Here is a 14,419-nt window from a genome sequence, read left to right as displayed (position 1 = left end):
CGCGGCCCGCCTCGACCACGGTGGCGCGCACGGCCTTTCCCGGGTCGGGTTCGGCGTCGGGCTGCTTGGCGCCGGGCGTGGCTTCGGGCGCGGCGGAGGCCGGGAGAGCGGGCACGGACGCCCGTTTCGACTCCGCGGCCACGGCGGCCGGGCTCCTACGTGGCGACCGGGTCCGGGCCGGCGCGGACGGCGTCCGATCCTCGGACGCGACGTCGGTCGAGACGTCCTCGTCCGCGCGCGCGGTCAGGGCCTCGTCGCGCCGCACCTCATCCGCGTCCATGTCCGACAACAGCGACTCTCCCTACATGCCTCGGTTCGTCTCCGGCACGGCCCCGTCCTAGCACGGGTGCCGGCGCGGACCTTGACGGTTCCATGACCGAGACGGTTCCATGACTGACGGCTGGCTCAGCCGGGATCATCCTCGCCCGCTTCGGCACCGAGCCCGAGGCGCCCGAGGACGGCCAGCGCCAGCGGCCGCGTGATCCGCCGGCCGCGCCCGAGGGCGTCCCGATCGAGTTCGGCCACGACCTCGCGGGCGAGAGCCAGGGAGCGGTCGATGCGCAGCACCAGCGCCTCGACCACGCTGAGGTCGACCACGAGCTGCCGGTCGACGAAGAGCTTGACGATGACGGCCCGGAGCAGCGCTTCGTCGGGTGGCAGGATGGTCGCTCCGGGAGCGAGGCGCAAGCGCGAGCGCAGGTCGGGCGTGGCGAGCTTGAGGGCCTCCACCGGCCGCGCGGCGGTGAGCAGGATCGCGGTCCGGTGCTCGCGGGCGAGGTTGAGGAGGTGGAACAGGGCGGCCTCGTCGCGGCCCTCCGGGCGGTCGACGTCCTCGACCACGAGGGCGCCGTTGGAGACGAGGTGGGGCACGGCGTCGGGCGTGACCTTCGCGGCCGCGACGGTCCAGGCATGCGCCCGCGTCGCCCAGATCGAGGCGAGATGGCTCTTGCCGCTGCCGGCGGGACCGGTGAGCAGGAACACCGTGTCGGGCCAGTCGGGCCAGGCCTCGATCAGGCCGTAGGCGGCCTCGTTGGCCGGGCCGACCAGGAAGTCCTCCCGTCCGTAGCGCGGATCGAGCGGAAGCTCGAAGGCGAGCTGGCGGGGCGGGGCGGAGTCGCGCCTCGGGCGGTCCATGGCAGCCTCAGCGCTCCCGCGGCTCGGGCGCCGACAGGAGCGCCGGCTCGTCGGCATGAAAGAGCGGGCTCTGCAGGTAGCGGTCGATGCCGTAGCGCACCACGACGCCGATGGAGGCCGCCACCGGCACCGCGATGAGAAGGCCGAGGAAGCCGAACAGCGAGCCGAAGGCGAGGAGCGAGAACATCAGCCAGACCGGGTGCAGGCCGACGGAATCGCCGACCAGCTTGGGCGAGATGACGTTGCCCTCGAGGAACTGCCCCAGCGCGAAGACGCCCACGGTCAGCCCGATATGGAGCCAGTCGGAATCCGGCCAGAACTGCACCAGGGCCACCCCCACCGCGAGCAGGAAGCCGACGATCGTCCCGACATAGGGAATGAAGGTGAGGAGGCCCGCGACGAGCCCGATCAGGATCCCGAAGTTCAGGCCGATGGCGAACAGGCCGACCGCGTAGAAGGTGCCGAGGATGAGGCAGACCAGGGTCTGCCCGCGCAGGAACCCGGTGATGGCCCCGTCCATCTCGCGCCCGAGCCGGCGCACCACGAAGCGGTGGCGCGGCGGCACCCAGGAATCGAGCTTGGCGATCATCCGGTCCCAGTCGAGCAGGATGTAGAAGGCCACCACCGGGGTGATGAAGAGCAGCGAGACGATCGACAGCAGGGTCTGGCTGCCGGTCCAGAGCGATCCCAGGACGGAGAGAGCCCAGCTTCCGCCCTGGCCGACCAGTGTCCCCATGGAGGATTGCAGGTCGTTGATGATGTCGGCGCCGCCGATCCGCTGCAGCAGAGGGCCGGCGCGCTCGACGACGAGCCCCTGGAGCTTCGAGACCATGCCCGGCAGGGTCGAGACCAGGGCGGTAGCCTGCTTGGCGACCAGCGGACCCACGATCAGAAGGGTCAGCCCCAGCGCCACCACGAACAGCGCCAAGATGAGGAGCGAGGCCGCCAGCCGCCCGAGGCCGAGCCGCTCGAACCGGTCGGCCATGGGGTCGAGGAGATAGGCCAGCGCCAGGCCCGCCGCGAAGGGCAGGATGACATCCCTGAGGAGGTAGAGGAGCACCACGGCGACCACGAGGCCCGCCACTCCGATCATCGCCCTGCCGCGCATCGGCCGTTCGTCCTTACGAGGTTCGTGGGGGTTGGGATGAACAGTGGGAAGCCCGTCCGGCCCGGTCAAGCGCGTTGGGCGCACCATCAGGCCGGCTCCGTCATGTGGCGCATCCAGACCCGCAGATAGGCGGCGGCGGAGAGCCCGGTGAGAATCGCCACCAGGGGCTGCGCCCAGCCCTCGATGCCGATGCGGGCGGCTCCCCAGGCCTTGGCGCCGAGGACCAGGGCGGCGAAGGCGATCTGCACGGCGGTGTTGAGCTTGCTGATCAGGAGCGGGCGGATCGCCACCGGCTGGTCCATCAGCCACGACACCGCGATGGCGAGGAAGATCATGACGTCGCGGGAGACGACGACGATGGCCAGCCAGCCCGGCACCACGCCGAGGACCGCCAGGGCGACGTAGATCGAGACCAGCAGCGCCTTGTCCGCCAGGGGATCGAGATAGGCGCCGAGCTCGCTCGACATGGAGAAGCGCCGGGCGATGATGCCGTCCACCGCATCGGACGCGCCCGCCAGCAGGAAGCCCGCGAAGGCCAGCCCCCATTCCCCCTGGACCAGCATGGCCACCACGAAGGGAACGAGGAGGAGCCGGCCGATCGTGATGAGGTTGGGGATGGTCATGGCAGCAGCCTGATCATGGCATGACGATCCCGGATCTCTTAATGGGCCTGCGGACTCGCGAAGACGGGCGGGACTGTTTAGAGGTCGCGAGGATCGATGAAGGGCTTGGGGCGGATGACGGCCGAACGCAACGATGGAATGACCTATGCTGGGGCGGGCGTCGACATCGACGCCGGCAACGCCATGGTCGATGCGATCAAGCCGCTGGTGCGCGCCACCCGCCGGCCCGGTGCCGATGCCGAGATCGGGGGCTTTGGCGGATTGTTCGACCTCAAGGCCGCCGGCTTCACGGACCCGATCCTGGTGGCGGCCAACGACGGCGTCGGCACCAAGGTGAAGGTCGCGATCGAGACCGGTCGCCACGACACCATCGGCATCGATCTCGTGGCGATGTGCGTGAACGACATCATCGTCCAGGGTGCCGAACCGCTGTTCTTCCTCGACTACTACGCCACCGGCAAGCTCGTGCCGGGGGTGGGTGCCGACATCGTGCGGGGCATCGCCGAGGGCTGCCGGCAGGCCGGCTGCGCGCTCATCGGCGGCGAGACCGCGGAGATGCCGGGCCTCTACGATGGTGCCGACTACGACCTCGCCGGCTTCTCCGTGGGAGCCGCCGAGCGCGGCACGTTGCTGCCGCGCCCGGGGATCGCCGCCGGAGACGTGGTGCTCGGCCTCCCTTCCTCGGGGATCCATTCGAACGGCTTCTCGCTGGTGCGCCGCATCGTCGAGGCGAGCGGCCTCCCCTACGACGCGCCCGCCCCGTTCGCCCCCGGCCTGACGCTGGGCGAGGCGCTGCTGGCACCGACCCGGATCTACGTGAAGCCGCTCCTGGCAGCGCTGAAGGCCACCGACGGGATCAAGGCGCTCGCCCACATCACCGGCGGGGGCTTTCCCGACAACCTGCCCCGGGTCCTGCCGGAGGATGTCGGCATCGCGGTCGACCTCGACGCGATCGCCGTGCCGCCGGTCTTCGGCTGGCTCGCGAGGACCGGCAACGTCGCGGTGCCGGAGATGCTGCGCACCTTCAACTGCGGCATCGGCATGGTCGTGGTGACGAAGGCTTCGACGGCGGACGCCGTGATCGCGGCGCTCACACAGGCCGGCGAGGCTCCGGTCCGGCTCGGGTCGATCACCGCGCGCGGCCCCGAGCCCGTGACCTTCACCGGCACCCTCGCGCTCTGACATGGCGGCACAGCGGAAGACCCGGGTCGCGATCCTGATCTCGGGGCGCGGCTCGAACATGGTCTCGATCCTGGACGCCGCGCGGGCGCCGGATTACCCGGCCGAGATCGCCCTGGTCCTCTCGAACCGGCCCGATGCCCCGGGGCTCGCCCATGCCGCCGCCTGCGGGATTCCGACGAAGACCGTCGACCACCGGAGCTTTCCCGACCGGGCGAGCTTCGACGGAGCCCTCCAGGCCGAGCTCGAAGCCGCGGGGATCGAACTCGTGTGCCTCGCCGGCTTCATGCGGATCTTCTCAGGGCCTTTCGTCGAGGCCTGGGCGGGGCGGATGATCAACATCCACCCCTCCCTGCTGCCGCTCTTCCGCGGCGTCCACACGCACGCCCAGGCGCTCGCCGCCGGCGTGCGACTGCATGGCTGCACCGTGCATTACGTGGTGCCCGAACTCGATGCCGGGCCGATCGTGGCCCAGGCCGCGGTGCCGGTCCTGCCCGGCGACGATCCCGACAGCCTCGCCGCCCGCATCCTCGTGCAGGAGCACCGGCTCTACCCGATGGCGCTCGCCCTGGTGGCCGGCGGCCGGGCGCGCCTCGAGGGGAACCGCGTCGTCTTCGCAGGCGACGTGGCGACCCCCGAGGGCGCGCTCCTCAGCCTGTAGGGGGGGCCGGAAAGCTCCCCGCAACCGCGAGCGGTGGGAGGGATGGTGCGCCCTGCAGCGCCACGCTACGGGCGGAAGCAACCGGATGCCGCAGGCCAGAAGCGGCAGCCCCGCATCAGATCGCCGCGAGGCCGCGCTGCACGGCGGGGCGCGCCAGGACCCCGTCGAGCCAGCGCCGGACATGGGGCAGCGGGCCGAGGTCGACCCCCTGCTTCTCGTGGTACTTGGCCCAAGTCAGGATCGCGACGTCGGCGATGGAATAGTCGCCCGCCACGTGCTCGCGATCGGCGAGACGCCGGTCGAGGACGCCGTAGAGCCGACGGGCCTCGTCCGTGAACCGCGCGATCGCGTAGGGGATCTTCTCCTCGGCGTAGATCCGGAAATGGTGGGCCTGGCCCAGCATCGGTCCCAGGCCGCCGACCTGCCAGAACAGCCACTCGTCCACCGCCACCCTGGCCCGTTCGTCCGCCGGGTAGAGGCAGCCGGTCTTGCGCCCGAGATATTGCAGGATCGCGCCCGATTCGAAGACCGCGATCGGGGCACCGCCCGGCCCGTCGGGATCGACGATCGCCGGGATCTTGTTGTTGGGTGAGAGGGCAAGGAAGTCGGGAGCCATCTGCTCGTTTCGGCCGATATTCACGGGCACCACCCTGTAGGGCAGCCCGCATTCCTCGAGCATGACCGGGATCTTCCAGCCGTTGGGCGTGCTCCAGGTGTGGACGTCGATGGGATGTCCCGGTGCGGTGGCCATGCGCGGGGTCCGATGATGCAAGGAGCTGGGTACAAGGCGCGGTCGCCGACCGTTCAAGCGGCCGAGCGGGCCGAAGGTTGCAGCCCCTCCCGCTAGACCCGAAGGCGCCCGGCCTCAAGCGGGACGAGCCGCGGCATCCCGCGCGAAGATGCGCCCGGCGCGAGCATCCGCCGTCTCGTCCACAGGCCATGACAGCGCAGGGTTGCAGACCGTCGGAAAGCCGCTTGCCCTGCCGGTGCGGATCCGGTTGTGATGCCGGTATCCGCCGACGCAGGCGGCCCAATCCGACGCCCAAGGATCGTCCGATGCTGCTTCGTTTCGTTTGTGCCGCGCTCGTCGGGGCTCCGCTCCTCGCAGGCACCGCCATGGCCCAGGCTGCCCGGGAGCCCGCAGCCAAGGAGATGACCGTCGGGCAGAGCGCGGCACGCCAGCGCCAGAAGGCCTGCGGCACCCAGTGGCGTGCCCTCTCGGTGAGCGAGAAGGCGACGCAGGGACCGAAATGGCCCCAATATTTCAGCAAGTGCGTGAAGCGCCTCAAGGAACAGAAGGCCTGAGCCGAATCACAGGCCCTCGCACAGGCGCTTGCGAAAGCCTTCATGGCTGCGCTCGTAGCCGAGGCGGTCATAGAAGCGGTGCGCGTCGCGGCGGCGTTTCGACGAGGTCAGTTCGAGCACCACCGCGCCGCGCGCGTGGGCGATGCGTTCGGCCTCGGCGATCATACGGGCGCCGATCCCGCGTGAACGGCAGTCGGACCGGACCTGGACGCTGGCGAGCTTGGCCCGCCGGGCGCCGCGCTCGACCAGGGTCGTGAACAGGACGAGCTGGAACACGCCGACCACGGCCCCGTCCTCCAGGGCGACGTGAAGGCTCGTATCGGCCGAGGCAGCGATGGCGGCAAAGCCCGCGCGGTATCCCGCCTCGGTGTCGGGAGTCCAGGCATCGCCGTGGCCGCCGAGTTCGTCGGCCGCGTACAGGGCCACGATCTCCTTCAGATCGTCGGGTTCGGCGGTTCGGATCGTGAGCATCGGCGACTCGCAAGACGTATCGGCAGCCCGGTAGCACGAACCGATCGCCCTCCGAACGACTTGATGCCTCGCGCAGCCGAACCTTTCTCCCTTCCCCCGGACCGACCATGGACGCCGAACGACGATACCTGCAGCGGGCGGTGGCCCTCGCCGCCGTGATTCCGGTGGCGGCCGGTGCCTACGGCGTCTTGTTCGGCATCGACGGGATCGGCCGTGCGGGGAGCACCGACATCTCCGCCGACAGCCATTTCCGCTACCTGTCGGGTCTGCTGATGGGCATCGGCATCCTGTTCTGGACCTGCGTGCCCGGCATCGAAGGTAAGACCGGGCTGTTTCGCTTCCTCACGCTGGTGGTGGTGCTGGGCGGCCTCGCCCGGCTGCTGGGGCTATACCTGACCGGCCTGCCCTCGCTGACGATGCTGGCGGCGCTCGCCGTCGAGCTTGTCATCACGCCGCTGCTGTGCCTTTGGCAGGGGCGCGTCGCCCGAGGGGCCGGAGAGGCGCCGGACCCGCGAGCCTCGCCGGCGCGAAGCGGCCCGCAAGGCGAGAGCGGGTGGACGAACCGGCCGTTCGCGCGTTTCCGGAGGTCGAAACGCCCTCACGATGCGCCCGGACCCGTGAGGAATGCGATGATCCCATGCCAGAACCGGTCCCCCGCCCGGTTCCTGCGGCTGCCGATCCTGGCACTGGCTCTCGCCGTCGCGCAAGGCGCCACCGCCGCGCCCCGGAAGGCCGCCGTGTTCGACTTCCAATATGCCAAGGGATCGCCGACCGAGCCGACGCAGGCGGACCGGGAGCGGTTGGCCCGCCTCGGCGACACGTTGCGCGGCCTCCTCGAGAAGAGCGGGCGCTACACCATCGTCTCCACCGATCCGGTCAAGCAGGAGGCCGAGAGGGGGCCGGACCTGCGCTCCTGCAACGGCTGCGCCGAGGACTTCGCTCGAAAGCTCGGGGCGGATGCGGCGATCACCGGCGAGGTCCAGAAGGTCTCCAACCTCATCCTCAACATCAACGTCTACGTGAAGGACCTTGACGGCAAAGGACCAGAGAAGGCCTACAGCGTCGACATCCGTGGCGACAACGACGAGTCGTTCGAGCGTGGAATCCGCTACCTCGTCAAGAATCGGCTGCTCGAAGCGGAGCAGTAAATCGGTCGTTTTGCAGCGCATCAAAATCCGCGCAAGTCCTTGCAGATCATCGGATGCGCTGCGTCAAATTCATATTTTGTCAAATACACGGCGATTAGGCATCAAAACGCTCTTGACCGAAATTCGATACGGTCGCAGTCTTCAGTCGTGCTTCGGAAGCGAAGCACAGTTCGGTCCGGAGGAGAGGCGTCATGCCCCTATTCGGTCGACGCTGAAGGAGACAGGAATGACTCCACCCCAGCAGGACGCCGCTGAGATCGTCTGAGGGACCGGTTCGGCCCGAGACGTAGTGGCACTTACGAACACTACGACGGAAGCGGCTTCAGGGGCGCAGAAGCGGCCGATACGGCACGACTTCGAACACGCATTAGCCCCAACTCAAGCCGCTTCCGCCGCGGTTCATGGGACACCCTGGGAAACCCGTTCGTTGCGATCGATCGCAACGTGATGCCGTGGCGCGACCGGCTCGCCACGCCCGTCTTTCCGGAGCTGCGAAGCAGAGCCCGGAACCCAGAGCCGCGACGGCTCGCCAAACTTGCCACTTTCCGTGTTTCTGAGTTCCGGGTTCGCCTGCGGCGCCCCGGAATGACGGAGGGATGCGACAGCCGCTGCGAACCTACTCGATCCCGAGTTTCGCCTTCAGCAGTGCGTTCACCGCAGCCGGGTTGGCCTTGCCGCCGGTAGCCTTCATGGTCTGGCCGACGAACCAGCCGAGCAGGGTCGGCTTCTCACGCGCCTGCTGAACCTTGTCCGGGTTCCCGGCGATGATCGCGTCGACTGCCGCCTCGATGGCGCCGGTATCGGTCACCTGTCGCATGCCGCGGGATTCGACGAGCGCGCGCGGGTCGCCGCCCTCGCTCCAGACGATCTCGAACAGGTCCTTGGCGATCTTGCCGGAGATCACCTCCTCGCCGATGAGGTCGACGATGGCGCCGAGCTGGCCGGCGGAGACCGGGCTCGTCTCGATGGCCAGCCCCTCCTTGTTCAGGCGCCCGAACAGCTCGTTGATGACCCAGTTCGCCGCCGCCTTGCCGTCGCGGCCCTTGGCCACCGCCTCGAAGTAGTCGGCGGAGGCGCGCTCGGCGACGAGCACGCCGGCATCGTAGGGCGAGAGCCCGTAATCACCGATGAAGCGCGCCTTCTTGGCGTCGGGCAGCTCCGGCAGCCCTTCGGCCAGGGCGTCGATATAGGCCTGGTCGAATTCGAGCGGCAGCAGGTCCGGGTCTGGGAAGTAGCGGTAATCGTGCGCCTCCTCCTTCGAGCGCATGGAGCGGGTCTCGCCCTTGGCGGGGTCGAACAGGCGGGTCTCCTGGGAGATGGTGCCGCCATCCTCGATGATCGCGATCTGGCGGCGCGCCTCGGTCTCGATCGCCTGTCCGATGAAGCGGATCGAGTTGACGTTCTTGATCTCGCAGCGGGTGCCGAGCGGGTCGCCGGGGCGGCGCACCGAGACGTTGACGTCGGCGCGGAGCGACCCCTTCTCCATGTCGCCGTCGCAGGTGCCGAGGTAGCGCAGGATGGTGCGCAGCTTCGTCACGTAGGCCCGCGCCTCCTCGGAGGAGCGCAGGTCCGGCCGCGAGACGATCTCCATCAGCGCGACGCCCGAGCGGTTGAGGTCGACGAAGCTCTGGGTCGGGTTCTGGTCGTGGAGGGACTTGCCGGCATCCTGTTCGAGATGCAGCCGCTCGATGCCCACATTGATGCTCTGCCCATCCGGCAGATCGACGATGACCTCGCCCTCGCCGACGATGGGGTCCTTGTACTGGGAGATCTGGTAGCCCTGGGGCAGGTCCGGATAGAAGTAGTTCTTCCGGTCGAACACCGAGCGGTGATTGATCTGCGCCTTCAGCCCGAGGCCGGTGCGGACGGCCTGGGCGACGCATTCCGCGTTGATCACCGGGAGCATGCCGGGCATCGCGGCGTCGACCAGCGAGACGTGGTCGTTGGGCTCGCCCCCGAACTCCGTCGAGGCGCCGGAGAAGAGCTTCGAGCGGCTCGTGACCTGGGCGTGGATCTCCATGCCGATCACGACCTCCCAGTCGTGCAGGCCGCCCTTGATGAGCTTCTTCGGGTTCACGGGTGCGGTCATCTCTAGGCTTGCATCCTCGACTCTTCCCTAACTCCAGGGACCGCCTACCTCTAGGGACCGAGCTCGACGCCGGTCAACCCGCAACCCTCCGAGCCATCATGCTTCGCATCCTCGGCCGCGTTTCCTCGATCAACGTCCGCAAGGTCCTCTGGACCTGCGACGAGATCGGCCTCGACTACGCCCGCGAGGATTGGGGCAGCGGCTTCGCCTCCACCGACGCGCCCGAATTCCGCGCCCTCAACCCCAACGGCCTTGTCCCGGTGATCGAGGACGAGGCGGGGGTGTTGTGGGAATCCAACACGATCTGCCGCTACCTCGCGGCCAAGGCCGGGCGGGCCGACCTGCTACCGGCGGAGCCGAGCCGGCGTGCGCTCGTCGAGCAGTGGATGGACTGGCAGTCGACCGATCTCAGCAACGCCTCGCGGGGACCCTTCGTCGGAATCGTGCGCGGTGACCCGGCCTTCCAGGATCCCCATGACCGCGCGGCCGGCATCCGCCGCTGGGGCGCCGCCATGGCGGTGCTGGAGCGGCAGCTGGCATCCACTGGCGCCTACGCGCTCGGGCCGGTCTTCTCGCTGGCCGACATCGTGCTCGGGCTCTCGGTGAATCGCTGGCTGCTCACGCCGATGGAGCGGCCGGACTACCCAGCGGCGGCGGCCTATCACGCCCTGTTGCGCCAGCGCCCGGGCTTCCAGGCCTGGGGCGACGACATGCCCTGAAGCGACGTATTCCGATCGTTCAGGTCCGGCGCCTCAATGCGAGGCGCGCCAGGAAGGCCAGCAGCGCCCACAGGAACGCACCGCCGGTGCGCACGGGGAAGAAGGTCGGGAGGTCGCGTCCGATCGGGGCCGGCCAGGGCACGCCGAGCGAGGTCAGGGCGAAGCTCGTGAGCACCGAGGCGGTGAACGCCATCAAGGCCACCAGGATCAGCTTGACCACCTGATCCGACTTCCAGCCCATCACCACGGCGACGAGGATCAGGACGGGATCGAGGGCGGCCCAGATCCAGACGTCGAAGGGATAGACCGGGACGGTCATCGCAAGACTTTCATGCCCACCACGCGGGTGGCAGCCTGGTGCGCCCGGCCGCGTCCTCGATCACCTGCGCGGTGGCGAACAGCGTCTCCTCGTCGAAGGGCCGGCCGATGAGCTGGAGGCCGAGCGGCAGGCCCTGCCCGTCGAGGCCCGCCGGCACCGCGATGCCGGGCAGGCCCGCCATGTTCACCGTCACGGTGAACACGTCGTTGAGGTACATCTCCACCGGGTCGGCGCTCGCCTTCTCGCCGATGCCGAAGGCCGCCGACGGGGTCGCCGGCGTGAGGATGGCGTCGACGCCCGCCGCGTAGGCCTCCTCGAAGTCGCGCTTGATCAGGGTGCGGATCTTCTGGGCGCGCACGTAATAGGCGTCGTAATAGCCCGCCGAGAGCACGTAGGTGCCGATCATGATGCGGCGCTTGACCTCGCGGCCGAACCCCGCCGCGCGGGTCCGCTCGTACATGTCGGCGATGTCCTTACCCGGCACGCGCAGGCCGTACCGGACGCCGTCGTAGCGGGCGAGGTTGGAGGACGCCTCCGCCGGGGCGACGATGTAGTAGGCCGGAAGCGCGAGCTTCGTGTGCGGCAGCGAGATGTCCTTGATGGTGGCACCGGCGGCCTTGAGCCATTCGGCGCCCTGGTCCCACAGCTTCTGGATCTCGGCCAGCATGCCGTCGACCCGGTACTCCCGCGGGATGCCGATGGTCAGGCCCTTCACGCCGCGCGAGATCGCCGCCTCGAAGTCGGGCACGGGCAGGTCGGCGCAGGTGGTGTCGCGCGGGTCCGGCCCGGCCATGGAGGTGAGCAGGATCGCGCAGTCGCGCACCGTCCGGGCGATCGGGCCGGCCTGGTCGAGGGAGGAGGCGAAGGCCACCGTGCCCCAGCGCGAGCAGCGCCCGTAGGTCGGCTTGATCCCCACCGTGCCGGTGAAGGCGGCGGGCTGGCGGATCGATCCCCCGGTATCGGTGGCAGTGGCACCGAGGCACAGGCGGGCTGCGACGGCGGCGGCCGAGCCGCCCGAGGAGCCGCCGGGCACGAGCGGGGTCTCCGACCCAGTACGGCGCCAGGGCGAGACCACGTTGCCGTAGGCGCTGGTCTCGTTCGACGAGCCCATGGCGAACTCGTCAAGGTTGAGCTTGCCCAGCATCACGGCGCCGTCGCGCCAGAGGTTGTGGCTCACCGCCGATTCGTAGTGCGGCTGGAAGTTCTCAAGGATCTTCGAGCCGGCGGTGGTGGTCACACCATGGGTGCAGAACAGGTCCTTGATGCCGAGCGGCAGGCCCTCCAGGGGCCGCGCCTCGCCGGCGGCGATCTTGGCATCGGCCACCACCGCCATCTCGAGGGCGCGCTCGGGCGTCTCCAGCAGGTAGGCGTTGAGGCCGCGCGCCGCCTCGACCGCCGCGATATGCGCCTTGGCGAGGTCGGCGGCGGAGAAATCCTTGGCCTTGAGGCCGTCGCGGGCCTGCGCCAGGGTGAGTTCGTTCAGCGTCGTCATGGTCATAGCCGTCCTGGCGCCTGTCATCGAAACCCCGCGCGGTCGCGTCGCCGTGTCGGCGCCGGGCGATCCCGTCGGGGACGCGATCGTTTGAGAATCCCGTCGGCTACTCGACGACCTTGGGAACCAGGAAATAATGGTCCTCGGTCTCGGGGGCGTTGAACACGACGTCGCGTGCGCGGCCGCCCTCGGTGACAACGTCCTCGCGCTTCTTCATCGCCATCGGAGTCACGGAGGTCATCGGCTCGACGCCCGTGACGTCGACCGCGCCGAGTTGCTCGACGAAGGCCAGGATGGCGTTGAGCTCGTCCTGGAGCGGCGCGACCTCGGCCTCGCTCACCGCGATGCGGGCGAGGTGCGCGATCCGCCTCACGGTGTGTGCGTCGACCGACATGCTGGTCTTCAATCCGATCCGCCGTTGGGGGCACCCCCATCCGGCGGCGCCGAGCGGCTATAGCACCCGCCTTCGCGGCCTCGCAACGGCGCAGGATCTCAGACCGGGATCACACGATGACGTGGTCCGGCAGAGCCGGGATCTCGACCGTGATCCCGGCGCGGTAAGGCTTCATCTGCGCCTGGGTGAAACCCGCCACCAGGATTTCGAGGGCGGCGAGCAGCATCAGCTTGTGCCGCAGCGTCAGGCCTGTCCGGGGTTTCGGGACGGGAGGATGGAAGTGGGTCACGCGCGGCTCCGGGCTCGCCGACGGGGTCAGGGCGGTTAACGAGGTGTTAACGCCTTCCAGCCGGTCACCGCTATCGCGCAGCCGCTGCGTTCTCGGCATAGGGTTAATTTTCTTGGCAAGGAGCGTGTCGTTCGATGTGGGATTCCGTGTTCGCCACCCTCCGGCCGGGGATCGTCTGCGACGCGGGCGACCTGGCGCAGGCCGAAGCGGCGCTCGGCTTTGCCCTGCCGGGCAGCTACCGCAGCTTCTGCACCACCTGCGGCGCCGGGCTCGCGGGGGGGCATCTGCGCATCGCCGTGCCGGGACGGGACGATGGCGCCGACCTCGTCGGGGTCTCGGAGGCGATCGCCTACGGCGTCGCCACGGCCAGGGCCGAGCACGCGCTCGCTCCCTTCGACGTCGAGGGCGACGATCCGAGCGTCATCGAGCGCGCCTGCTTCTTCGGCCGCGGCGAGGCGGGCGAATTGCTGTTCTGGGACGTGGTGCCCGGCCGGGACGAGTACGAGATCTGGGTGCTGGCCGCCGACCTCGAAGCCGTCCGCTTCGGCGGCGACGACCTTTTCGACCTGATGCGGCGCCTGCAGGGGCCGGCGGTGCGCGGGATCCTCGGGATGGCGAGCGAGCCCCTGCCCGCGACGTTCATCGGCGACGACGCCGCCCCGGCCGGGACGCTGCTGTCATGAGCGAGGCCGACATCCTCGCCTTCCTCGCCGCCGCCGCACCCGGCTCGCGCCTGATCGGAATCGATCTCGGCACCAAGACCATCGGCCTCGCGCTGTGCGATGGCGGACGCCGCATCGCCTCGCCCCTCGAGACGATCCGCCGGGTCAAGTTCACGCCCGATGCCGCGCGTCTGCGCGCGCTGTGCGAGGCCCACGCGGTGGGCGGCCTGGTGATCGGCCTGCCGCTCAACATGGACGGCAGCGAGGGGCCGCGCGTGCAATCCACCCGCGCCTTCGTCCGCAACCTCAAGCCGCTGCTGCCGCTGCCGGTCCTGTACTGGGACGAGCGCCTGTCGACAGCGGCGGTGACCCGCGCGCTGATCGCCGCCGATGCCTCGCGGGCACGGCGCGGCGAGGTCGTGGACCAGCTCGCCGCCGCCTATATCCTGCAGGGATGCCTCGACGCGATGCGGGGGCTCGTGGAGGAGGAGGACGCCTGAGCGTCACCCCACCAGCGACACCGCCCCGCTCCCATGCCGCTCGATGCGCCCGTCGAGCTCGAGTTCGAGCAGCGTCGTCTGGACAATGCGCACGCCGAGGCCGGTGGCGCGGACGAGTTCGTCCGTGCCGATCGGAGCCGGGCTGAGATAGGCGATCAGCCGGGCACGGTCGTCCGTCGGCTCAGGGGGATCGTGATCCTACGGAGACATCGCCGCCGGCTCGTCGGGAATCGCGTCCAGGGTGGCTTCCAGGCCCTCCCCGAGCAGGCCTTCCCCGAGCAGGCCTTCCCCGAGCAGGCCTTCCCCGAGCAGGCCTTCCCCGAGCA

17 protein-coding genes and 3 pseudogenes are annotated in these 14,419 nt (G+C 69.6%); 8 read left to right on the top strand and 12 right to left on the bottom strand.

What is annotated here, in order from left to right:
* The 4 genes and pseudogenes from ACFE7U_RS13350 to ACFE7U_RS13335 form a co-directional block, all read right to left on the bottom strand.
* Positions 1-289 (bottom strand): annotated as a pseudogene (locus ACFE7U_RS13350) (hypothetical protein); the annotation flags it as partial.
* Positions 290-405: 116 nt separating this feature from the next.
* Positions 406-1,134 carry a hypothetical protein gene (locus ACFE7U_RS13345; RefSeq protein WP_375410210.1) on the bottom strand — a complete coding sequence of 243 codons (729 nt, stop codon included), beginning with the start codon at positions 1,132-1,134 and terminating at the stop codon, positions 406-408.
* A 7-nt stretch (positions 1,135-1,141) separates the two neighbouring features.
* Complete coding sequence (locus tag ACFE7U_RS13340) at positions 1,142-2,242, bottom strand: AI-2E family transporter (protein ID WP_375410209.1); 1,101 nt, start codon at positions 2,240-2,242, stop codon at positions 1,142-1,144.
* Positions 2,243-2,328: 86 nt separating this feature from the next.
* A complete protein-coding gene (locus ACFE7U_RS13335) occupies positions 2,329-2,865 on the bottom strand; it encodes a CDP-alcohol phosphatidyltransferase family protein (RefSeq protein WP_375410208.1) in 537 nt (178 codons plus the stop codon).
* A gap of 114 nt (positions 2,866-2,979) precedes the next feature.
* Here ACFE7U_RS13335 and purM point away from each other — a divergent pair, with 114 nt between their 5' ends.
* Together purM and purN are read left to right on the top strand one after the other, a co-directional pair.
* Complete coding sequence (gene purM, locus ACFE7U_RS13330; RefSeq protein ID WP_375410207.1) at positions 2,980-4,047, top strand: phosphoribosylformylglycinamidine cyclo-ligase; 1,068 nt, start codon at positions 2,980-2,982, stop codon at positions 4,045-4,047.
* A gap of 1 nt (position 4,048) precedes the next feature.
* The gene (gene purN / locus ACFE7U_RS13325) at positions 4,049-4,705 is read left to right on the top strand and encodes a phosphoribosylglycinamide formyltransferase (RefSeq protein ID WP_375410206.1); all 657 of its coding nucleotides are present in this window, start codon (positions 4,049-4,051) and stop codon (positions 4,703-4,705) included.
* A gap of 115 nt (positions 4,706-4,820) precedes the next feature.
* Here the strand turns inward: purN and ACFE7U_RS13320 are convergent, their stop codons facing one another.
* Positions 4,821-5,456, bottom strand: coding sequence for a glutathione S-transferase family protein (locus ACFE7U_RS13320; RefSeq protein WP_375410205.1), 636 nt, complete (start codon positions 5,454-5,456; stop codon positions 4,821-4,823).
* 305 nt (positions 5,457-5,761) lie between these two features.
* Here ACFE7U_RS13320 and ACFE7U_RS13315 point away from each other — a divergent pair, with 305 nt between their 5' ends.
* Complete coding sequence (locus ACFE7U_RS13315) at positions 5,762-6,010, top strand: hypothetical protein (RefSeq protein ID WP_375410204.1); 249 nt, start codon at positions 5,762-5,764, stop codon at positions 6,008-6,010.
* Positions 6,011-6,016: 6 nt separating this feature from the next.
* Here ACFE7U_RS13315 and ACFE7U_RS13310 read toward each other — a convergent pair whose 3' ends face one another.
* On the bottom strand, positions 6,017-6,481 hold the full coding sequence (locus ACFE7U_RS13310) for a GNAT family N-acetyltransferase (RefSeq protein WP_375410203.1): 465 nt from the start codon (positions 6,479-6,481) through the stop codon (positions 6,017-6,019).
* Between the two features lie 107 nt (positions 6,482-6,588).
* Here ACFE7U_RS13310 and ACFE7U_RS13305 point away from each other — a divergent pair.
* A pseudogene (locus ACFE7U_RS13305) lies at positions 6,589-6,975 on the top strand (DUF4345 domain-containing protein); the annotation flags it as partial.
* A gap of 135 nt (positions 6,976-7,110) precedes the next feature.
* Positions 7,111-7,629 (top strand): DUF3280 domain-containing protein, encoded by a 519-nt coding sequence (locus tag ACFE7U_RS13300; protein WP_375410213.1) that lies wholly within the window; start codon positions 7,111-7,113, stop codon positions 7,627-7,629.
* Between the two features lie 616 nt (positions 7,630-8,245).
* On the opposite strand, the gene gatB is transcribed toward ACFE7U_RS13300, so the two are convergent.
* Positions 8,246-9,718, bottom strand: coding sequence for an Asp-tRNA(Asn)/Glu-tRNA(Gln) amidotransferase subunit GatB (gatB, locus tag ACFE7U_RS13295; RefSeq protein ID WP_375410202.1), 1,473 nt, complete (start codon positions 9,716-9,718; stop codon positions 8,246-8,248).
* A gap of 98 nt (positions 9,719-9,816) precedes the next feature.
* On the opposite strand from gatB, the gene ACFE7U_RS13290 reads away from it, so the two are divergent.
* The gene (locus ACFE7U_RS13290; protein WP_375410201.1) at positions 9,817-10,437 is read left to right on the top strand and encodes a glutathione S-transferase family protein; all 621 of its coding nucleotides are present in this window, start codon (positions 9,817-9,819) and stop codon (positions 10,435-10,437) included.
* 19 nt (positions 10,438-10,456) lie between these two features.
* Here ACFE7U_RS13290 and ACFE7U_RS13285 read toward each other — a convergent pair whose 3' ends face one another.
* From ACFE7U_RS13285 to ACFE7U_RS13270, 4 genes are all read right to left on the bottom strand, one after another.
* On the bottom strand, positions 10,457-10,756 hold the full coding sequence (locus tag ACFE7U_RS13285) for a hypothetical protein (protein WP_375410200.1): 300 nt from the start codon (positions 10,754-10,756) through the stop codon (positions 10,457-10,459).
* 10 nt (positions 10,757-10,766) lie between these two features.
* Positions 10,767-12,248, bottom strand: coding sequence for an Asp-tRNA(Asn)/Glu-tRNA(Gln) amidotransferase subunit GatA (gene gatA / locus ACFE7U_RS13280; protein ID WP_375410199.1), 1,482 nt, complete (start codon positions 12,246-12,248; stop codon positions 10,767-10,769).
* A 106-nt stretch (positions 12,249-12,354) separates the two neighbouring features.
* Positions 12,355-12,642, bottom strand: a complete 288-nt coding sequence (gatC, locus tag ACFE7U_RS13275; RefSeq protein ID WP_375410198.1) for an Asp-tRNA(Asn)/Glu-tRNA(Gln) amidotransferase subunit GatC — start codon at positions 12,640-12,642, stop codon at positions 12,355-12,357.
* A gap of 109 nt (positions 12,643-12,751) precedes the next feature.
* Entirely contained in the window at positions 12,752-13,030 is a 279-nt protein-coding gene (locus ACFE7U_RS13270; protein WP_375410197.1) for a hypothetical protein, read from the bottom strand.
* Positions 13,031-13,065: 35 nt separating this feature from the next.
* Between ACFE7U_RS13270 and ACFE7U_RS13265 the strand changes: the two genes are divergently transcribed.
* Positions 13,066-13,614 carry an SMI1/KNR4 family protein gene (locus tag ACFE7U_RS13265; RefSeq protein ID WP_375410196.1) on the top strand — a complete coding sequence of 183 codons (549 nt, stop codon included), beginning with the start codon at positions 13,066-13,068 and terminating at the stop codon, positions 13,612-13,614.
* Positions 13,611-14,093, top strand: coding sequence for a Holliday junction resolvase RuvX (gene ruvX / locus ACFE7U_RS13260; RefSeq protein WP_375410195.1), 483 nt, complete (start codon positions 13,611-13,613; stop codon positions 14,091-14,093). Before ACFE7U_RS13265 ends, ruvX begins: the two co-directional genes overlap by 4 nt.
* 3 nt (positions 14,094-14,096) lie before the next feature.
* On the opposite strand, the pseudogene ACFE7U_RS13255 reads toward ruvX, so the two are convergent.
* Positions 14,097-14,282: pseudogene (locus ACFE7U_RS13255) on the bottom strand (DNA-protecting protein DprA); the annotation flags it as partial.
* Positions 14,283-14,419 lie beyond the last annotated feature (137 nt).

The sequence above is a fragment of the uncultured Methylobacterium sp. genome (assembly GCF_964251405.1).
Taxonomy (GTDB): domain Bacteria; phylum Pseudomonadota; class Alphaproteobacteria; order Rhizobiales; family Beijerinckiaceae; genus Methylobacterium.
This window is presented reverse-complemented; position numbering and strand designations above follow the sequence as displayed.

Excerpts from the sequence above, each read along its gene's own strand:
- ACFE7U_RS13345 (WP_375410210.1), bottom strand. The coding sequence starts at position 1,134 with ATGGACCGCCCGAGGCGCGACTCCGCCCCGCCCCGCCAGCTCGCCTTC.
- ACFE7U_RS13340 (WP_375410209.1), bottom strand. The coding sequence starts at position 2,242 with ATGCGCGGCAGGGCGATGATCGGAGTGGCGGGCCTCGTGGTCGCCGTG.
- ACFE7U_RS13335 (WP_375410208.1), bottom strand. The coding sequence starts at position 2,865 with ATGACCATCCCCAACCTCATCACGATCGGCCGGCTCCTCCTCGTTCCC.
- purM (WP_375410207.1), top strand. The coding sequence starts at position 2,980 with ATGACGGCCGAACGCAACGATGGAATGACCTATGCTGGGGCGGGCGTC.
- purN (WP_375410206.1), top strand. The coding sequence starts at position 4,049 with ATGGCGGCACAGCGGAAGACCCGGGTCGCGATCCTGATCTCGGGGCGC.
- ACFE7U_RS13320 (WP_375410205.1), bottom strand. The coding sequence starts at position 5,456 with ATGGCCACCGCACCGGGACATCCCATCGACGTCCACACCTGGAGCACG.
- ACFE7U_RS13315 (WP_375410204.1), top strand. The coding sequence starts at position 5,762 with ATGCTGCTTCGTTTCGTTTGTGCCGCGCTCGTCGGGGCTCCGCTCCTC.
- ACFE7U_RS13310 (WP_375410203.1), bottom strand. The coding sequence starts at position 6,481 with ATGCTCACGATCCGAACCGCCGAACCCGACGATCTGAAGGAGATCGTG.
- ACFE7U_RS13300 (WP_375410213.1), top strand. The coding sequence starts at position 7,111 with ATGATCCCATGCCAGAACCGGTCCCCCGCCCGGTTCCTGCGGCTGCCG.
- gatB (WP_375410202.1), bottom strand. The coding sequence starts at position 9,718 with ATGACCGCACCCGTGAACCCGAAGAAGCTCATCAAGGGCGGCCTGCAC.
- ACFE7U_RS13290 (WP_375410201.1), top strand. The coding sequence starts at position 9,817 with ATGCTTCGCATCCTCGGCCGCGTTTCCTCGATCAACGTCCGCAAGGTC.
- ACFE7U_RS13285 (WP_375410200.1), bottom strand. The coding sequence starts at position 10,756 with ATGACCGTCCCGGTCTATCCCTTCGACGTCTGGATCTGGGCCGCCCTC.
- gatA (WP_375410199.1), bottom strand. The coding sequence starts at position 12,248 with ATGACGACGCTGAACGAACTCACCCTGGCGCAGGCCCGCGACGGCCTC.
- gatC (WP_375410198.1), bottom strand. The coding sequence starts at position 12,642 with ATGTCGGTCGACGCACACACCGTGAGGCGGATCGCGCACCTCGCCCGC.
- ACFE7U_RS13270 (WP_375410197.1), bottom strand. The coding sequence starts at position 13,030 with ATGCCGAGAACGCAGCGGCTGCGCGATAGCGGTGACCGGCTGGAAGGC.
- ACFE7U_RS13265 (WP_375410196.1), top strand. The coding sequence starts at position 13,066 with ATGTGGGATTCCGTGTTCGCCACCCTCCGGCCGGGGATCGTCTGCGAC.
- ruvX (WP_375410195.1), top strand. The coding sequence starts at position 13,611 with ATGAGCGAGGCCGACATCCTCGCCTTCCTCGCCGCCGCCGCACCCGGC.